15 protein-coding genes are annotated in these 15,629 nt (G+C 67.3%); 8 read left to right on the plus strand and 7 right to left on the minus strand.

Annotated elements, in window-relative coordinates:
- The 6 genes from PSK12I2_RS0113805 to pilG all read right to left on the minus strand — a co-directional run.
- A partial coding sequence (locus tag PSK12I2_RS0113805; protein WP_027598873.1) for an Hpt domain-containing protein occupies positions 1-3,637 on the minus strand: 3,637 nt, incomplete at its 3' end.
- Between the two features lie 11 nt (positions 3,638-3,648).
- On the minus strand, positions 3,649-4,497 hold the full coding sequence (locus PSK12I2_RS0113810) for a protein-glutamate O-methyltransferase CheR (protein ID WP_084222099.1): 849 nt from the start codon (positions 4,495-4,497) through the stop codon (positions 3,649-3,651).
- A 61-nt stretch (positions 4,498-4,558) separates the two neighbouring features.
- Positions 4,559-6,589 (minus strand): methyl-accepting chemotaxis protein, encoded by a 2,031-nt coding sequence (locus PSK12I2_RS0113815; RefSeq protein ID WP_027598875.1) that lies wholly within the window; start codon positions 6,587-6,589, stop codon positions 4,559-4,561.
- A 161-nt stretch (positions 6,590-6,750) separates the two neighbouring features.
- Complete coding sequence (locus tag PSK12I2_RS0113820; RefSeq protein WP_007161681.1) at positions 6,751-7,287, minus strand: chemotaxis protein CheW; 537 nt, start codon at positions 7,285-7,287, stop codon at positions 6,751-6,753.
- A gap of 49 nt (positions 7,288-7,336) precedes the next feature.
- Complete coding sequence (pilH, locus tag PSK12I2_RS0113825; RefSeq protein WP_007161680.1) at positions 7,337-7,702, minus strand: twitching motility response regulator PilH; 366 nt, start codon at positions 7,700-7,702, stop codon at positions 7,337-7,339.
- A 40-nt stretch (positions 7,703-7,742) separates the two neighbouring features.
- Positions 7,743-8,150 carry a twitching motility response regulator PilG gene (gene pilG, locus PSK12I2_RS0113830; protein WP_007161679.1) on the minus strand — a complete coding sequence of 136 codons (408 nt, stop codon included), beginning with the start codon at positions 8,148-8,150 and terminating at the stop codon, positions 7,743-7,745.
- A 220-nt stretch (positions 8,151-8,370) separates the two neighbouring features.
- On the opposite strand from pilG, the gene gshB reads away from it, so the two are divergent.
- The 7 genes from gshB to PSK12I2_RS0113865 all read left to right on the plus strand — a co-directional run bounded on the left by gshB (position 8,371) and on the right by PSK12I2_RS0113865 (position 14,177).
- The gene (gene gshB, locus PSK12I2_RS0113835; protein WP_027598876.1) at positions 8,371-9,321 is read left to right on the plus strand and encodes a glutathione synthase; all 951 of its coding nucleotides are present in this window, start codon (positions 8,371-8,373) and stop codon (positions 9,319-9,321) included.
- Between the two features lie 103 nt (positions 9,322-9,424).
- A complete protein-coding gene (locus tag PSK12I2_RS0113840) occupies positions 9,425-10,303 on the plus strand; it encodes an energy transducer TonB (protein ID WP_027598877.1) in 879 nt (292 codons plus the stop codon).
- A gap of 55 nt (positions 10,304-10,358) precedes the next feature.
- Entirely contained in the window at positions 10,359-10,928 is a 570-nt protein-coding gene (locus PSK12I2_RS0113845) for a YqgE/AlgH family protein (protein WP_027598878.1), read from the plus strand.
- Complete coding sequence (gene ruvX, locus PSK12I2_RS0113850) at positions 10,925-11,377, plus strand: Holliday junction resolvase RuvX (RefSeq protein ID WP_027598879.1); 453 nt, start codon at positions 10,925-10,927, stop codon at positions 11,375-11,377. The genes PSK12I2_RS0113845 and ruvX overlap by 4 nt, the downstream gene beginning before the upstream one ends.
- Positions 11,378-11,379: 2 nt before the next feature.
- Complete coding sequence (pyrR, locus tag PSK12I2_RS0113855; protein WP_027598880.1) at positions 11,380-11,889, plus strand: bifunctional pyr operon transcriptional regulator/uracil phosphoribosyltransferase PyrR; 510 nt, start codon at positions 11,380-11,382, stop codon at positions 11,887-11,889.
- Positions 11,890-11,904: 15 nt separating this feature from the next.
- Positions 11,905-12,903 carry an aspartate carbamoyltransferase catalytic subunit gene (locus PSK12I2_RS0113860; RefSeq protein WP_007161673.1) on the plus strand — a complete coding sequence of 333 codons (999 nt, stop codon included), beginning with the start codon at positions 11,905-11,907 and terminating at the stop codon, positions 12,901-12,903.
- Entirely contained in the window at positions 12,900-14,177 is a 1,278-nt protein-coding gene (locus PSK12I2_RS0113865) for a dihydroorotase (RefSeq protein WP_027598881.1), read from the plus strand. Before PSK12I2_RS0113860 ends, PSK12I2_RS0113865 begins: the two co-directional genes overlap by 4 nt.
- Before the next feature lie 50 nt (positions 14,178-14,227).
- On the opposite strand, the gene PSK12I2_RS0113870 is transcribed toward PSK12I2_RS0113865, so the two are convergent.
- Positions 14,228-14,632, minus strand: a complete 405-nt coding sequence (locus PSK12I2_RS0113870) for a TM2 domain-containing protein (protein ID WP_007161671.1) — start codon at positions 14,630-14,632, stop codon at positions 14,228-14,230.
- A 281-nt stretch (positions 14,633-14,913) separates the two neighbouring features.
- Here PSK12I2_RS0113870 and PSK12I2_RS23965 point away from each other — a divergent pair, with 281 nt between their 5' ends.
- Complete coding sequence (locus PSK12I2_RS23965) at positions 14,914-15,621, plus strand: C40 family peptidase (RefSeq protein ID WP_037007725.1); 708 nt, start codon at positions 14,914-14,916, stop codon at positions 15,619-15,621.
- Positions 15,622-15,629 lie beyond the last annotated feature (8 nt).

The following is a 15,629-nucleotide window of genomic DNA, read 5'->3' on the forward strand; positions in this document are numbered from 1 at the left end:
CGGCTTCGGCTTCGGCTTCGGCTTCGGCTTCGGCTTCGGCTTCGGCTTCGGCTTCGGCTTCGGCTTCGGCTTCGGCTTCGGCTTCGGCGGGCAGTTCGACGTCCAGCGCCAGCTCAGGTGCCACCGGCGTGGCCGTTGCCGGATCGAAGAGCTCTTCGGGTTCGGGCTCGGCCAGCAGGCTGGTGTCCGCCATGGGCAACCCGGCGAGAATGCCGGCCAGCAGGCCGCGCAGGCCCTGGATGCGTTCCTCGCTGGGCGTCGCCCGCATGCCACCGGCCAGCTGATTGAGCATGCTGATCAGGGCTTCCTGGGCCTCTTCCGCCTCGCGGAAGAAGGCCGCATCGGCGGGCAGCGAACCGCTCGCCGCGGCGGCATAGACCACCTGCAGGGCTTCGGCCAGTTGCTCGACATCGGCCAACCCGACCCGGGCGGCCCCGTCGGCAAAGGTGTTCAGGCGTTCGGCCAGCAGATCCGGGCAGGCAGCCAGATCACCATCGGTGCGCCAGGCATGCAGGCGCTCGTCGGCTTCCAGCAGCAGATCCATGGCCGGCATCAGGAAATCGGTCAGGCGCAGGACGTCACGCTGCTCTGGCAGCGGCGCCGCGGGGATCGGCAGCTGGGGATTCAGCTCCTCCAGCAGCCCTTCGCAGCGCGCGATAACTTCCGCCGCACCCGCCAGCGGGGTCGCCAGCGACCCTTCGTCGAGTTCGGCCAGTCGCTGCTCCAGCAACTCGGCGCCCTGGGCGAGCAAGCCGCACTCGGGTTCGGCGAAGGCGACATGGGCGAGCTTGTATTCCTTGGCCAGCCGCTCCAGCGCCGACGCCAGTTCGGCCATCGGCGAACTGCCCGCCATATGGGCACTGCCCTTGAGGGTGTGCAGGGCGCGCAGGAGATTGTCGGAGACCGGCTGGGCACTGCCGGCGTCGGCCGACTCGAGGAAACGGCGCACGGTTTCCAAGTGCGCCTGGGCTTCGGTGCGGAAGATATCCAGCAGCTGGGTATCGGCCTCGGCGGCGGCAGGTGCAGGAATCGCGGATTCGACGAGTTCTGCCACGGGCAACGCAGCTGCCGCGGACGGGGCCGCGCTACCGGCCGGCGCTCGCTCGGGCAGGGCTTCGTTGCGGGCCAGCGCGTGGGCCGCGTGGGCCAGCCAGTCGACGTCGTCACGTTGCCGTTGACGATCCTCGGCGTATTCCGCGACCAGCTCCGGCAGCAGCGCGCAGGTCTGCTCGACCACCGTCTGCACGGCAGCGCTGTGCGCGACGCTGTGATCCAGCCGGCGATTGAACAGATTCTCCAGCGCCCAGGCCAGTTCGCCGATGACCAGCGCCTGGACCATGCGGCCACTGCCCTTGAGGGTGTGGAAGTTGCGCCGCAATTCACTCAGCGCGGTGCGCTGCTCGGGCTCGGCCTGCCAGGTCGGCAGCCAGCGCTCCAGTTCGGCCTGGACCTCGCCGGCCTCTTCGATAAAGACCTCGCGCAGCTCCTCCTCGACCGGCTCGGCATCGGCCGTGGGCGGCAGCAGCGCCTGCGGCACCTGCGCCGCCGGAGGATTGATGGGGTTGACCGGCGTCGCCAGCACCTCGGCGATCGCCTCGGCATCGGGGGTCGGCGGCGGCAGGCTGTCCAGCTCGATGCCGGCCAGCAACTCCTCGGGCTCTGCACCCTCCGGCTCGGCCTCGGCCTGCGGCGCTTCATCGCTCACCGCGGCCGCGTCCTGCTCGTCGGCCTGGGTCGCGGAGGTTGGAGGCTCCTGCGCTGCGGCAGGCTCGAATTCGATCAGGAATTCTTCGTCGGCGTCCGCAGGCTCCTCGACCGGCAGGGCGGTAGCTTCCAGCGCCTCTTCGGCCACCGGCTCCGCCGGCGATGGCAATTCTTCGGGCAGCTCCTGAGCCGGCGGCTTGACCTCGCCGGAGGCCAGGGGCGCGGCCGCCGCCTCGCCTTCGCCGGCCGCCCTGGGCGGATAGCCGAGAGCGATGAGGCTTTCGTCGGCGATGTCGAGAATCATGTCGTGGGGCGTGGACGGGTCTTCCGCCAGGCGCTCCAGGTAGTACTCGACGCTGGTGATGGCGTCGGCCAGGGTGTCCAGACTCTGCCAGTCGGGCACGGCCTGCTTGCCCAGCAGCTGCTGGCAGATGTAGTCGTTGGCCGCCTGGACCTGGGCCGCGGCCCGTTCCAGCGGAATCATCGCCAGGCCGCCACGGACCTGGGTCAGCAGCAGGGGCACCGACTCCAGGTGGACATGGTTCCACTGGGAGGCGATGAACTCGATAATGGCGTCCTTGGATTGCTCCAGGCCGTTGCGCGCCTCGCGCACCACCACCCGATGCAGCTGATCGATGTCGGTGGTGGGCAGCCGGCTCTCCTCGGCATCGCCGACCTCGTTGCCACTGACCATGCCGGCCAGGGTGGCTTCGACATAGAGCAGCGCCCCGGCGATATCCATGAGGGCGGCGTCGCTGGCTTCGCGCACGCCCTCGGCCAGTTCGGCCACGGCTTCGTGCTGTTCCAGCACCACCTTGCGCGGCTGCCCGAAGCCCAGCACCGCCAGGGTATCGGCGATCTGCTTGAGCGGCGCCAGGAGGCCGCGCAGGCTGGCAGGCTGCTGGCGATCGCTGCGCACGAACAGGTCCAGGCTGTCCTTGATCTGTACCAGTTCTTCGCACAGCGCGGTCACCACCGAGCGCATGGCTTCGCGATCCGGGCCGACGATGCGCGAACGCTCGAAGCCCACCAGCTCGGCATCCGGCAGGGCCTCGTCGAGACGATAGTGCGCCTTGAGCGCGGCGATGCGCGGACTCTGCACCGGCGCCTTGGCCAGGTAGAACAGCAGATTCTTCAGCAGATCGGCCGGCGCCGGCTGGTTGAGGGTGGTCACCCCATCGCTGATGAGTCGCTTGAGTTCACGATCCAGTTGCCGGAGCAGACCGCGGATCGAGCTGCTGTTGTCCAGCTCACCGGACTGCAACAGCTCGGTCAGACCCGCCGCCACCGGCCAGAGGGCGCCAAAGGGCGAGCCGGCGCAGAGCTGATCCAGCCGCTCGAAGACCCGCAGCAGATAATCCAGGTGCAACTGGACGTCGCGGTCGCGGAACAGTCCGACCTGGGCGCCCTGCAGCGCCTGGCGCAGCTTGCGCAGGCGTGGCAGCCAGTCCAGCGCCGCGCGGTCGGCCAGTTCGGCATCGCTCAGCGACAGCGGCGTGGCGGACAGATCCGGCGAGAACAGGCTGGTTTCCGAGAGCAGCTTTTCCCCGCGCGCCGAGCGCAGGTCGTTGAGCAGCGGCAGGATGGCAAGTGGCAGATCGCGGCGGGCCTCGAGAACCCGGTCCAGATAGGGCGGCACCTGCAGGATGGCCTGCATCAGGACTTCCAGCGCCTCGTCCGAGCTGTTCACCCGCTCTTCGTGAAGGGCCTGCAGCAGCAGCTCCATCTCTTCGGCGAGCAGCGCGGCGCCATAGAACTCCACCATCTGCAGCGTGCCGTAGACCTGGTGCACATAGGTCCGGCAGAAACCCAGGCGGCTACGGTCGTGCGGGTTGTCGACGAACGCCTCGAGCGCCTTGCGGGCCTGCTGCAAGGTTTCGGCGATCTCTCCCTTGACCCACTCGAGGGCTACGTAGTCGTGTCGATCGATCATCTCGGCTCCTGTCATGCCGGGGGGCTTACCTGGCGGATGAACGCCAGGACTTCGGGATGATCGACGGGTACCAGTTGCGGGTGGCTCCAATTGCTCACCTCACCGACACCCAGGACCAAGAGCCCACCCGGTGCAAGCCGCTGGACCAACTGGTTGAGCAGGTCTCGACGCAGCCAGCGGCGGAAATAAATCAGCAAGTTCTGACAAAAAATGACATTGAGCCCCTGCAAGGGGGCCTGCCCCAGTTCCAGCACATTGAGTCGGGCGAAGCACAGTCGCTCCGCCAGGCCCGCGGTGACCTCGAAACTGCCGTCCGCATGGGTGCGGAAATAGCGCTCGCGCAGGCTGGCCGGCACCCCAGCCAGCCGCTGCAGGCTGTAGGTCCCCTGCCGCGCCTGGCGCAGGGCTTCGCTGCTGATGTCGGTACCGGTCAGGGCGAACGTCAGGGGGCGTGGCTGCCGGGCCAGGGCTTCGGCGGTACTGATGGCCATCGAAAACGCTTCCTCTCCACTGGCGCACCCTAGACTCCACAGGGTCAGACCGTTGCCCTCGGTGGTCCGGGCGAATTCACTCACATAGGCTTCCAGCAGCGCGAAGGACGGTGGATGGCGGAAGAAGCGGGTGGCCTGGATGGTCAGCCGATCGAGCAGCCGGACCCATTCGATGCGCCCGCCGATACCCGCGCAGACGACCTGGTAGTAGCTGTCGTAATCCGCGATCTCCAGTTCGCGCATGCGCGCGGCCAGCTGGATCTGCAGAAAGCTGCGCTGGCGATCGTCCAGTACCATGCCGGCGCGCATCTCGAGCAGCTGTCGCCAACGCTCGAAGTCCGCATCCGGCAGCTCGGGAGCACGGCGCAACGCCCAACTCGACTCCCTCACCCCGTCTCCCCCTCGTCACACCGCGATGCGGCCGCTGCGGTCAGCCCAGCGGCTGCTCGTTCGGCAGATTGAAGCCCGAGACCGAACGCCGCATCTCGCTGGCCAGCTTGGCCAGCTCGCCGATGCTGCGCGCGGTGGCGGTGGTGCCGGCCGAGGTCTGCGAGGTGATCTCCTGAATCACGTTCATGGTGCTGGAGATGTGGCTGGCGGACGAAGACTGCTGGCGCGCGGCATTGGAGATGTTCTGGATCAGCCCGGCGAGGCTCTGCGATACCTTCTCGATCTCTTCCAGGGCCACACCGGCGTCCTGGGCCAGGGCGGCCCCGCGCACCACTTCCGAGGTGGTCTGCTCCATGGAGATGACCGCTTCGTTGGTGTCGGTCTGGATCGCCTTGACCAGGGCCTCGATCTGCTTGGTGGCGCCGGAGGAACGTTCGGCGAGGCGCTGGACCTCGTCGGCGACCACGGCGAAGCCGCGGCCGGCGTCACCGGCCATGGAGGCCTGGATGGCGGCGTTCAGGGCCAGGATGTTGGTCTGGTCGGCGATGTCGTTGATCAGGCCGACGATGTCGCCGATCTCCTGGGACGACTCGCCCAGGCGCTTGATCCGCTTGGCGGTGTCCTGGATCTGCTCGCGAATGCTGTCCATGCCGATGATGGTGTTGTGCACCACCTGGTTGCCCTTGTTGGCGATGGCCACGGAGCGCTCCGCCACCGCGGTGGATTCGGAGGCGTTGGTGGATACCTGGTCGATGGACACGGCCATCTCGTTGATCGCCGCGGAGGCCCCGGCGATTTCCTGGGCCTGGTGTTCCGAGGCCTCGGCCAGCACGGTGGCGGTGTCCTGGGATTCCTGGGCGGCGGCGGCCACCTGGACGGCGGTCTGGTTGATGGTTTCCACCAGTTCGCGCAGCTGGTCGATGGAGTAGTTGATGGAGTCGGCGATGGCGCCGGTGAAGTCTTCGGTCACCGTGGCCTGGACGGTCAGGTCACCGTCGGCGAGGTCGGCGATCTCGTCCAGCAGACGCAGAATGGCGGTTTGGTTGCGCTGGTTCTTCTCGTCGGTCTCGGCCAGGCGGCGGCGGGTGTCGCGCACCAGGATGTAGCCGATGCAGAGGATGGCGCCGAGGGCGATGAACACCAGCAGGTAGCTGCCCACGGTGTTGATCTTGCGGCTCTGGGCCAGCGACGCGTAGCCGGCGCTCAGGTCCGAGGCGGAACCGAGCAGCGCCTGGGAACCACGGTAGATCAGGCCCACGGCGGAACGGATCTGCAGCAGTTCGGGCGAGGTCGCGAGGATCTCGTCGACGTTGCCGGAGACGAATTCGAACAGCTTGTTGGCTTCGTTGAGGCGGCCGACCGCCTCGGGATCGGTGATCTTGGCGATGCCCATGGAGGCATTGCCTTCGCGCATGGCCTTGAGCACCCGGCCGAACAGACTGGCGTCGCGGCCGAAGCTGTCGGCGGCCTGCACGGCGGCTTCGTCGCCGGTGAGGATCTTGTTGATGGCGCCGAGGATCCGCTCGGCGAGCAGCGCCTGCCGCTGGGCCACCACCACCTGACTGGCGGGCGCGCCGCGCTCGATCAGGATGTCGACGATCTCTTCGTTCTCGACCTGCAGCTGGGGGATGGTGTCGGCCAGGGCGCCGGACAGCTGGTGCAGGGACAGTACGGTCTGCTCGCTGCCGAGCATGGTGTCGACCTGCTTGCGCTGGGCCTCCCACTGGGACTCCAGGGTGTCCAGACGCGGACGGAGGATCGCCGGCGACGCCGGCAGACCCGTCTGCGGATCGCCGCTGCGCAGGATGTTCAGGCGGCGCTCGAATTCGGCACGGGCTTGGCGCAGGTCCTTGAAGGCGTCGGCCTTGCCGGTCGCGGCCTCACTGGCGCTCTTGGCCAGCTGCTGCGAGAGGATGCGCAGCTCGGTGGCCTGGCCCTGATACTGGTTATCGTAGTTGGTCTGGGTGCCCAGGTACGCGAAGTTGGCGAACAGCAGCACGATCGCGACGATCAGCACCACGAACATGCCCGCGACCCACGCGTTGAGTTTCCCGGTATTGAGTTTGTTCATCAGCGGCCCCCGCCTGGACCTTGGTTCCTTTAGTTCTATCCTTGTCGGACGCCGGACCGGTTTGCTTGAAGCCGGTGCTCGTCGCCCTACCCCCACCCGTCGGCGACGGCTCCTGCCATCCCGACCCCGATCCGCCTTGCAGCGTCCGGACCTCCGACCCGCTAGGCCGCGACGTCCATGAACTCGGGATGCTCGACCAAGGCGCGCGGGCTGCAGACCAGCCAGGGCACGTCGCGTTGGAAGACACCTTCCAGAAAGAAGTGAAGGCCCGCCGGCACGCTGTCGGCGTGCTCGCGATAGGCCTCAATGTCGAAATGCTGCATCCCCAGGACTTCGTCAACCGCCAACCCGACGAAGAGGTCGCCATGGTCGACGATCAGGATGCGCCGCTGTTTGCGCAGGGCCTGGATCTTCACGCCGAGGAATTGCCCCAGGTCGGCGATCGGCAGCAGGCGACCACGCACGTTGGCCACGCCCTTGAGCCACGGCTTGACGCCGGGCAGCGCGGTGAAGCGCGGCTCCGGCAGGATCTCGCTGACCTCGCCCATGGGAATCACGAAGCGCAATTCACCGAGGCGAAAGCCGATACCGCTCCAGCTGCGCTGGTTTTCCTGCTGCGCCGGCAGGCCGGCCGCCCGCTCGCGGCAGCGCAGATCGATCAGGCGCAAGAGTTCGTAGGGCGTGGTGGCGTCGCTCATAGGATTCCCTGCCCAGTGGGGCGCTGCCGCGAGAAACGGACGAAAGACCTCAGCCTTGCAGGACACCCGCCAGGGTGCGCAGCAGGGTGTCTTCGTCGATGGGCTTGGTGAGGTAGTCCTTGGCGCCCTGGCGCTTGCCCCAGACCTTGTCGGTTTCCTGGTCCTTGGTGGTGACGATGACCACCGGGATGTGGCTGGTCTCGGCATCCTTGGTCAGCTGCCGGGTGGCCTGGAAGCCATTGAGGCCGGGCATGACGATATCCATCAGCACCGCGTCCGGCTTCTCCTGGCGGGCCAGGGCGACGCCGTCGGCACCGTTCTCGGCCTTGAGCACCTGATGCCCATGCTTTTCCAGCATGGCGGTGAGCTTGTACATCTCGGTGGGAGAGTCGTCGACGATCAGAATTCGAGCCATGAAAATTTCCTACTAGATTGAATCGCCCGCCTCAGGACACTCAGGACGCTTGTTCGAGCGGAGTGAAACTGGGGACGTGGGTCTTGATCGCACCGATCAGCTCTTCTTTGCTGAAGGGTTTGGTGAGGTACTGGTCAGAGCCGACGATGCGGCCCTTGGCCTTGTCGAAGAGCCCGTCACGGGAGGACAACATGATGACGGGCGTCGCGCGGAAGGCGCTGTTGTTCTTGATCAGCGCGCAGGTCTGATAGCCATCCAGTCGCGGCATCATGATGTCCACGAAGATGATGTGGGGGTGACTATCGGCGATCTTGGCGAGCGCATCGAATCCATCGATGGCGGTGATGACCTCGCAGCCAACTTTCTTGAGCAGGGTCTCGGCGGTCCGACGAATCGTCTTCGAGTCGTCGATCACCATGACCTTCAGCCCTTCCGAATACTGTTCCATGTTCAAGCTACCAGCTCATCGTCGATGAAACGTGAATGATGTCGATCCGGGCACTTTGGCGGCGCCTCTTTGTAGCACACAATACCGTGACGTACCACGCAGATCCCCTGGTGGCGGACCACCGGCCCGCCCGCCACGACGATCGCGCAAGCATTGGCACTGGAGGGGATCGAAGGGCTATTCTGACGCCTTGCCCACGTACAACCGAGGTCTAGCGTCAATGAGTATCCGCCTGGGGATCGTCATGGATCCCATCGAACGCATCTCCTATAAGAAGGATAGCTCCATGGCCATGCTGTGGGCGGCCAAGGCGCGCGGCTGGACCCTGCACTATTTCGAGATGCAGGATCTGTACCAGGTCGACGGCGAGGCCCGTGGTCGCGGTCGACAGCTGGACGTGTTCCAGGATCCGGAGCGCTGGTTCGCCTTTGGCGAGGACGTCGACCTGCCCCTGCGCGAGCTGGACGTGATCCTGATGCGCAAGGATCCGCCCTTCGACAACGAATTCGTCTATGCCACCTACCTGCTGGAGCAGGCCGAGCGTGGCGGCACCCTGGTGGTGAATCGCCCGGCCAGCCTGCGCGACTGCAACGAGAAGTTCTTTGCCACCCTGTTTCCCGAGCTGGCGCCGCCGACCCTGGTCAGCCGCCGCGCCGACATCATCCGCGAATTCGCCCGCACCCATGGCGACGTCATCCTCAAGCCGCTGGACGGCATGGGCGGCAGCTCCGTGTTCCGCCACCGCGAAGGCGATCCCAATCTCTCGGTGATCCTCGAGACCCTGACCGCCCACGGCACTCAGCAGATCATCGCCCAGCGCTACCTGCCAGGCATCAAGGACGGCGACAAGCGCATCCTGATGATCGACGGTCAACCCGTGGACTATTGCCTGGCGCGCATTCCGGCCCAGGGCGAGACCCGCGGCAACCTGGCCGCCGGTGGCCGGGGCGTCGCCCAGCCGCTGTCGGCGCGGGATCGCGAAATCGCCGCCACGGTGGGCCCGGAACTGCGCAAGCGCGGCCTGCTCTTTGTCGGTCTGGACGTGATCGGCGAACACCTCACCGAGATCAACGTCACCAGTCCGACCTGCATCCGCGAGATCGATGCGGCCTATGACACCCGCATCGCCGAGCGCCTCATGGAGGTGATCGCGCAGCAACGCGCGGGCTGAGGCGAGGGTCCGTGCCGCCGGTGGCGGCATGGACAACCGCGGACACAATCCGCAGACTGGCGCCAGCCCTGCCGCGCGTCCTCTGCCCTTGCCGACCCAGTCAATGCCCAGCACCGCCTCCTCCCCCGCCAGCCAGGTTCGTCCCGCCGACCGCCTGGGCTTCACGCTGCTCATCGCGACCCTGCTGCACGTCGTGCTGATTCTCGGCGTCGGCTTTTCGCTGCCCGAGCCCACCCAGATCAGCCGCACCCTGGAGGTGACGCTGGCCAGCTTCAAGAGCGACGAGGCGCCCAAGCAGGCCGACTTCCTCGCCCAGGAGAACCAGCAGGGCAGCGGCACCCTGGACAAGGCGGCGGCCCCGAGCACCCCGGTGCAGGCGCCCTTCCACGACAGCGAGATCCGCCAGGCCGCGCCCCCAGCCCGCCCGCCCGCAGCGGATCGCGCCCAGGCACCCAAGGCGGCGGTGACCACCCGCGCCGCGCGGCCGACCAAGGCCGAACCCAGTCGCATGACGCCCGAACGGGAGCAGCGCGATGCGCCGAGTCCCGAGTCCGACAGCCAGGCCGCCGAACTCGCCAGTCTGGAGGCCCAGCTCGCCGAAGAGCGCCAGCAATACGCCAAGCGGCCGAAGATCTGGCGGATCAACGCCGCCTCGACGCAAAAGGACAAGGGCGCCCGCTACAAGGAAGAATGGCGGCGCAAGATCGAGCGCATCGGCAATCTCAACTACCCCGAACAGGCCAAGCGCGACCGCCTCTACGGCAGCCTGCGCCTGCTGGTGTCCATCAACAAGGACGGCTCGCTCTACGAGGTCCAGGTGCTGGAGTCCTCGGGGCGCCAGGTACTCGATCAGGCGGCGCTGCGCATCGTCCGGCTGGCGGCGCCCTTCGCCCCCTTCAGCGGCGACCTGGCCGACATCGACCGCCTGGAGATCATCCGCACCTGGCGCTTCGAGCGTGGCGACCGCCTGTCCAGTCAATAGCCCGGGACGCCGTTGGACTTGAAGCCGGACCGCGCAACCGGGAAACTTGCCGGTCATGAAGCCGACCTCCAGCACCACCCTACAGCACCAGCTCCTGATCGCCATGCCGCAGATGGACGATCCCAATTTCGCCGAGACGGTGATCTACCTCGTCGACCATGGCCCGGACGGCGCCATGGGCCTGGTGATCAACCGGCCCAATGGCCTGCACCTGGACGACCTGCTCGAACAGCTGCGTCCGGACATACCGGCCACCCCGGAAGACACCCGAGTGGCGCTCTATGCCGGCGGTCCGGTGCAGACCGATCGCGGCTTCGTCCTGCATGACGCCGGCCCGGTGTTCCAGAACACCCTGGAACTCGAAGAACTGAGCCTGACCACCTCGCCGGACGTGCTCTTCGCCCTCTCCGACGGCACCGGTCCGAGCCGCCACCTGATCACCCTGGGCTACAGCGGCTGGGGGCCCGGCCAACTGGAGGAAGAACTCGCCGCCAATCTCTGGCTCACCACCCCGGCCACCAGCGCCCTGCTGTTCGAGACACCGAGCGAGCAGCGCCTCGGCGCGGCCGCCGCCCTGCTGGGGGTCGACCTGCGCCTACTGTCGCGCCAGGCGGGCCACGCATGAGCGCGCCCAGCGGGCTCTACCTGGGCTTCGACTACGGCACCCGGCAGATCGGCGTCGCCGTCGGCCAGGCCGTGACCGGTCAGGCCCGCGAACTGCTCACCCTCAAGGCGCAGAACGGCGTACCCGACTGGCAGCAGATCCAGCGGCTGCTGGACGAGTGGCGGCCCACCGCCCTGGTGGTCGGCCTGCCGCTGAACATGGACGGCACCCCCAGCGAGATGAGCGAGCGCGCCGAACGCTTCGCCCGCCGCCTGCACGGCCGCTACGGCCTGCCCGTGCATACCCATGACGAGCGCCTCACCACCTATGCCGCCAAGGGCGAGCGCCTGCAGGGCGGTCAGCGCGACGGCTATCGCGAGCGCCCGGTGGATGCCCTTGCCGCCGCCCTTCTCCTGGAAGGCTGGCTGACCCAACAACTGGAACGGGCCGCGCGCCCGCAATCGGAGTAGCCATGCACCTGCCCTCTCCCGCCGAGCTCCTGCCGCGGCTGGCCGCCGACCTGCGCCTGTCGCTGGATCGTCGTGGCATCACCGACCCCGGCTTCGTCGGCATCCACACCGGCGGCCTCTGGGTCGCCGAGGCCCTGCTGGCCGAACTCGGCCTTGACACCCCGCTGGGCAGCCTGGACGTCTCCTTCTACCGTGACGACTTCACCCAGAAGGGCCTGCACCCCCAGGTGCGCCCCTCGGCCCTGCCGTTCGAGATCGACGGGCGCCACCTGGTGCTGGTGGACGACGTGCTGATGAGCGGCCGCACCGTGCGCGCGGCGCTCAACGAACTCTTCGACTATGGCCGTCCCGCCAGTGTGACCCTGGTCTGCCTGCTGGACGTCAATGCCCGCGAATTACCGATCCAGCCTGACGTGGTGGGCGCCACCCTGACCCTGGCCCCCACCCAGCGCGTCAAGCTGACCGGCCCCTCGCCGCTCGCCCTCGAATACCGCGACGTCCCCGCCGCCTGACCTGGATCTGCCGCCATGACCGACGCTACGCGTTCGCTGCAACTCAACGCCCAGGGCCAATTGCGCCACTTCCTGTCACTCGACGACCTGCCCGCCGAACTCCTCACCGAATTGCTCGACACCGCCGATTCCTTTCTCGAGGTCGGTGCCCGGGCGGTGAAAAAGGTGCCGTTGCTGCGCGGCAAGACCGTGTGCAACGTCTTCTTCGAAAATTCGACGCGCACCCGCACCACCTTCGAACTGGCGGCCAAGCGGCTGTCGGCGGACGTCATCACCCTCAACGTCTCCACCTCCTCCACCAGCAAGGGCGAGACGCTGTTCGACACCCTGCGCAACCTGGAAGCCATGGCCGCCGACATGTTCGTGGTGCGCCACGCCGATTCCGGCGCCGCCCACTTCATCGCCGAGCACGTCTGCCCCGATGTGGCCATCATCAACGGTGGCGACGGCCGCCATGCGCACCCCACCCAGGGCATGCTCGACATGCTGACCATTCGCCGCCACAAGGGCGATTTCGCCAACCTGTCGGTGGCCATCGTCGGCGACATCCTGCATTCGCGGGTCGCCCGCTCCGACATGCTGGCGCTGCGCACCCTGGGTTGCCGCGACATCCGCGTGATCGCCCCGCGCACCCTGCTGCCGGTCGGCCTCGAAGAACTCTATGGCGTACGCACCTTCACCGACCTGGCCGAGGGCCTGGACGGCGTGGACGTGGTGATCATGCTGCGCCTGCAACGCGAGCGCATGCAGGGCGGCCTCCTGCCCAGCGAAGGCGAGTACTACCGGCTGTTCGGCCTGACCCGCCAGCGCCTGGCGCGCGCCAAGCCCGATGCCATCGTCATGCACCCCGGGCCGATCAACCGGGGCGTCGAAATCGAATCCGCGGTCGCCGATGGCGAGCAGTCGGTCATCCTCAACCAGGTCACCTACGGCATCGCGGTCCGCATGGCGGTTTTGTCGATGACCATGAGCGGGCAGACGGCCCAGCGTCAGCTACAGGAGAATGCGCAGTGAGCCTGAGCATCCGCAATGCCCGGGTGATCGACCCGGCCACCGGTCTCGACCAGATCGGCGACGTCCATGTCGACCAGGGTCGCATCCTCGCCCTCGGCGAGGCGCCTCAGGGCTTCCAGGCCGACGAGCAGCTGGACGCCAGCGGCCTGATCCTGGCGCCCGGCCTGGTCGATCTGGATGTCGCCCTGTGCGAACCGGGCCTGACCCGCAAGGGCAACGTCGACAGCGAGACCCGCGCCGCCGCGGCCGGTGGCGTCACCAGCCTGTGCTGCCCGCCCACCACCCGCCCGGTGCTGGACACCACGGCGGTGGCCGAACTCATCCTCGACCGGGCGCGCACCGCCGATCATGCCCGCGTCCATCCCATCGGCGCCCTGACCAAGGGCCTGGGCGGGGAACAGCTGGCCGAACTGATGGCCCTGCGCGACGCCGGTTGCGTGGCCTTCACCAATGGCCTGCAGCCCTTCGAGAATCTGCGGGTGCAGCGGCGCGCGCTGGAATACGCCGCCACCTTCGACCTCACCGTGGTCTTTACCGCCCTGGACGCCGATCTGGCCCACGGCGGCCTGGCCCACGAAGGACCCACCGCCAGCTTCCTGGGGCTCACCGGCATCCCGGAGACCGCGGAGACCATCGCCCTGTCGCGTGACCTGCTGCTGGTGGAACAGAGTGGCGTGCGCGCCCACTTCGGGCAGCTGACCAGTGCCCGCGCGGTGGAGATGATCGCCGCCGCCCAGGCGCGCGGTCTGCCGGTGACCGCCGATGTGGCGCTCTACCAGCTGCTGCTCACCGACGAGGCCCTGCAGGGCTTTTCCAGTCTCTATCACGTCAAGCCGCCGCTGCGCACCGCGCGCGATCGCGACGCCCTGCGCGCCGGGGTACGGGACGGGGTGATCGGCGCCATCTCCAGCCATCACCAGCCCCACGAGGCGGACGCCAAGCTGGCGCCCTTCGCCGCCACCGAGCCGGGCATCAGCAGCGTCGAATTGCTGCTGCCCCTGGCCCTGACCCTGGTGGACGATGGCCTGCTGGATCTGCCGGCCCTGCTGGCCCGCCTCACCAGCGGCCCGGCCCAGGCCCTGCGCCTCGCGGCGGGCCGCCTGGCCAAGGGCCTGCCGGCGGACCTGGTGCTGTTCGCCCAGCAGCCGACCGCCCAGGCCGCCACGCCCTGGCTGTCCCGTGGGCGCAACTGCCCCTTCCAGGGCCTCACCCTGGGGGGACGCATCGAACGCACCCTGGTGGGTGGCCGCACCACCTACCGCCGTGACGCCTGAATAGAAGAAGGGGCTCCATGGAGCCCCTTCTTCTTGCCATCCAGCCGACGCTAGCGCACCAGCCGCCGGCGATTCTCTTCGGAGATCTGCGAATTGAGCGTCCAGAAGTCGTAGAGCACGCCCAGCAGGAAGAAACCCGCCGTAAAGAAATAGAGGATGGCGGTGATCCACTTGCCCAGGTAGAGGCGGTGCACGCCGAAGATGCCGAGAAAGGTCAGCAGGATCCAGCCCAGGCTGTAGTTGAGCGAGCCGGACTGGAAGCGCAGGTCCGCCTCGCGATCCATGGCCGGGATCAGGAAGAGGTCGATCAGCCAGCCGATGCCCAGCAGGCCCAGGGTGCAGAACCAGATCGTGCCGGTAACCGGCTTGCCATAGTAGAAGCGGTGGGCGCCGAGAAAGCCGAAGATCCACAGCAGATAGCCCATGACCTTGCTGTGGGTGTCCTGATACCGCATGCCTACTACCTCGCGACTGAAGGAAAAGACCCGCCTTACCTACACCCTTACCTTCACCGTGACTTTATGTCGAAAACTGGATGAATGCCCAGGGAGTCTCACTGGCTGGCGCTCAAGGGACCTCACTTTCCGCTAAAAATTACATAATTTCTTGATGAGAGGTGCACAAAATATCCACAGGGTTGGTATAGAATCCCTCGCTTCGATCTTCAGACACCCCTACGACAATGCGTCTATTTCTTCTGACATGGCTCTCCGCCTGTCTTGTACTGCCCGCGGCAGTGCAAGCGAAAGAGAACTCTGCAGCGCGCACTGCCGCTCCGGTCCACAAGGTCGCAGCCCGGCATGTCACCGCCGCCTCAGCTCCCAAGACCGCCCGGCACGCCGCCGCTGCTCCCGCGCCCAAGGCCGCCGCTCGCCACGTCGCCAGCGTCGACCGTGCCCAGGCAGCCTCCGCGGCCCGCGCCAAGCGCGCCGCCCGTGCGACCAGCGCCCTGCACCGCAAACAGGCTACCGCCCAGGCCGCCACCCGCAACGTCGGCGCCCAGGTGGCGACCCGCGCCATGGACCTGGTCGGCACGCCCTATCGCTTCGGCGGTACCAATCCGCAGAACGGTCTGGATTGCAGCGGCCTGGTCAACTACGTCTATCGCGACGTGCACAACGTCAAGCTGCCGCGTACTTCCCGGGAACTGGCCCAGCTCAAGGGACCCAAGGTCGCCCGTGGCGATCTCAAGGCCGGCGACCTGGTGTTCTTCAAGACCGGTCAGCGCAGCGGTATCGATCACGTCGCCATCTACCTGGGCAACGATAGATTCGTCCATGCCCCGCGCAGTGGCGAGAGCGTGCGCGTCGATCACCTGAGCAAGCCCTACTGGACCAAGCGCTTCGCCTCGGCCAAGCGCGTGCTGCAGCAGCCCACCACCCTGGCGGCGGAAACCGATCCCGTCGCGGACAAGCCGCGTACCAAGCGTACCCGCAAGTCCTGATCCCTCCC

The organism is Pseudomonas sp. MOIL14HWK12:I2 (genome assembly GCF_000510745.1).
Lineage (GTDB): Bacteria > Pseudomonadota > Gammaproteobacteria > Pseudomonadales > Pseudomonadaceae > Chryseomonas > Chryseomonas oryzihabitans.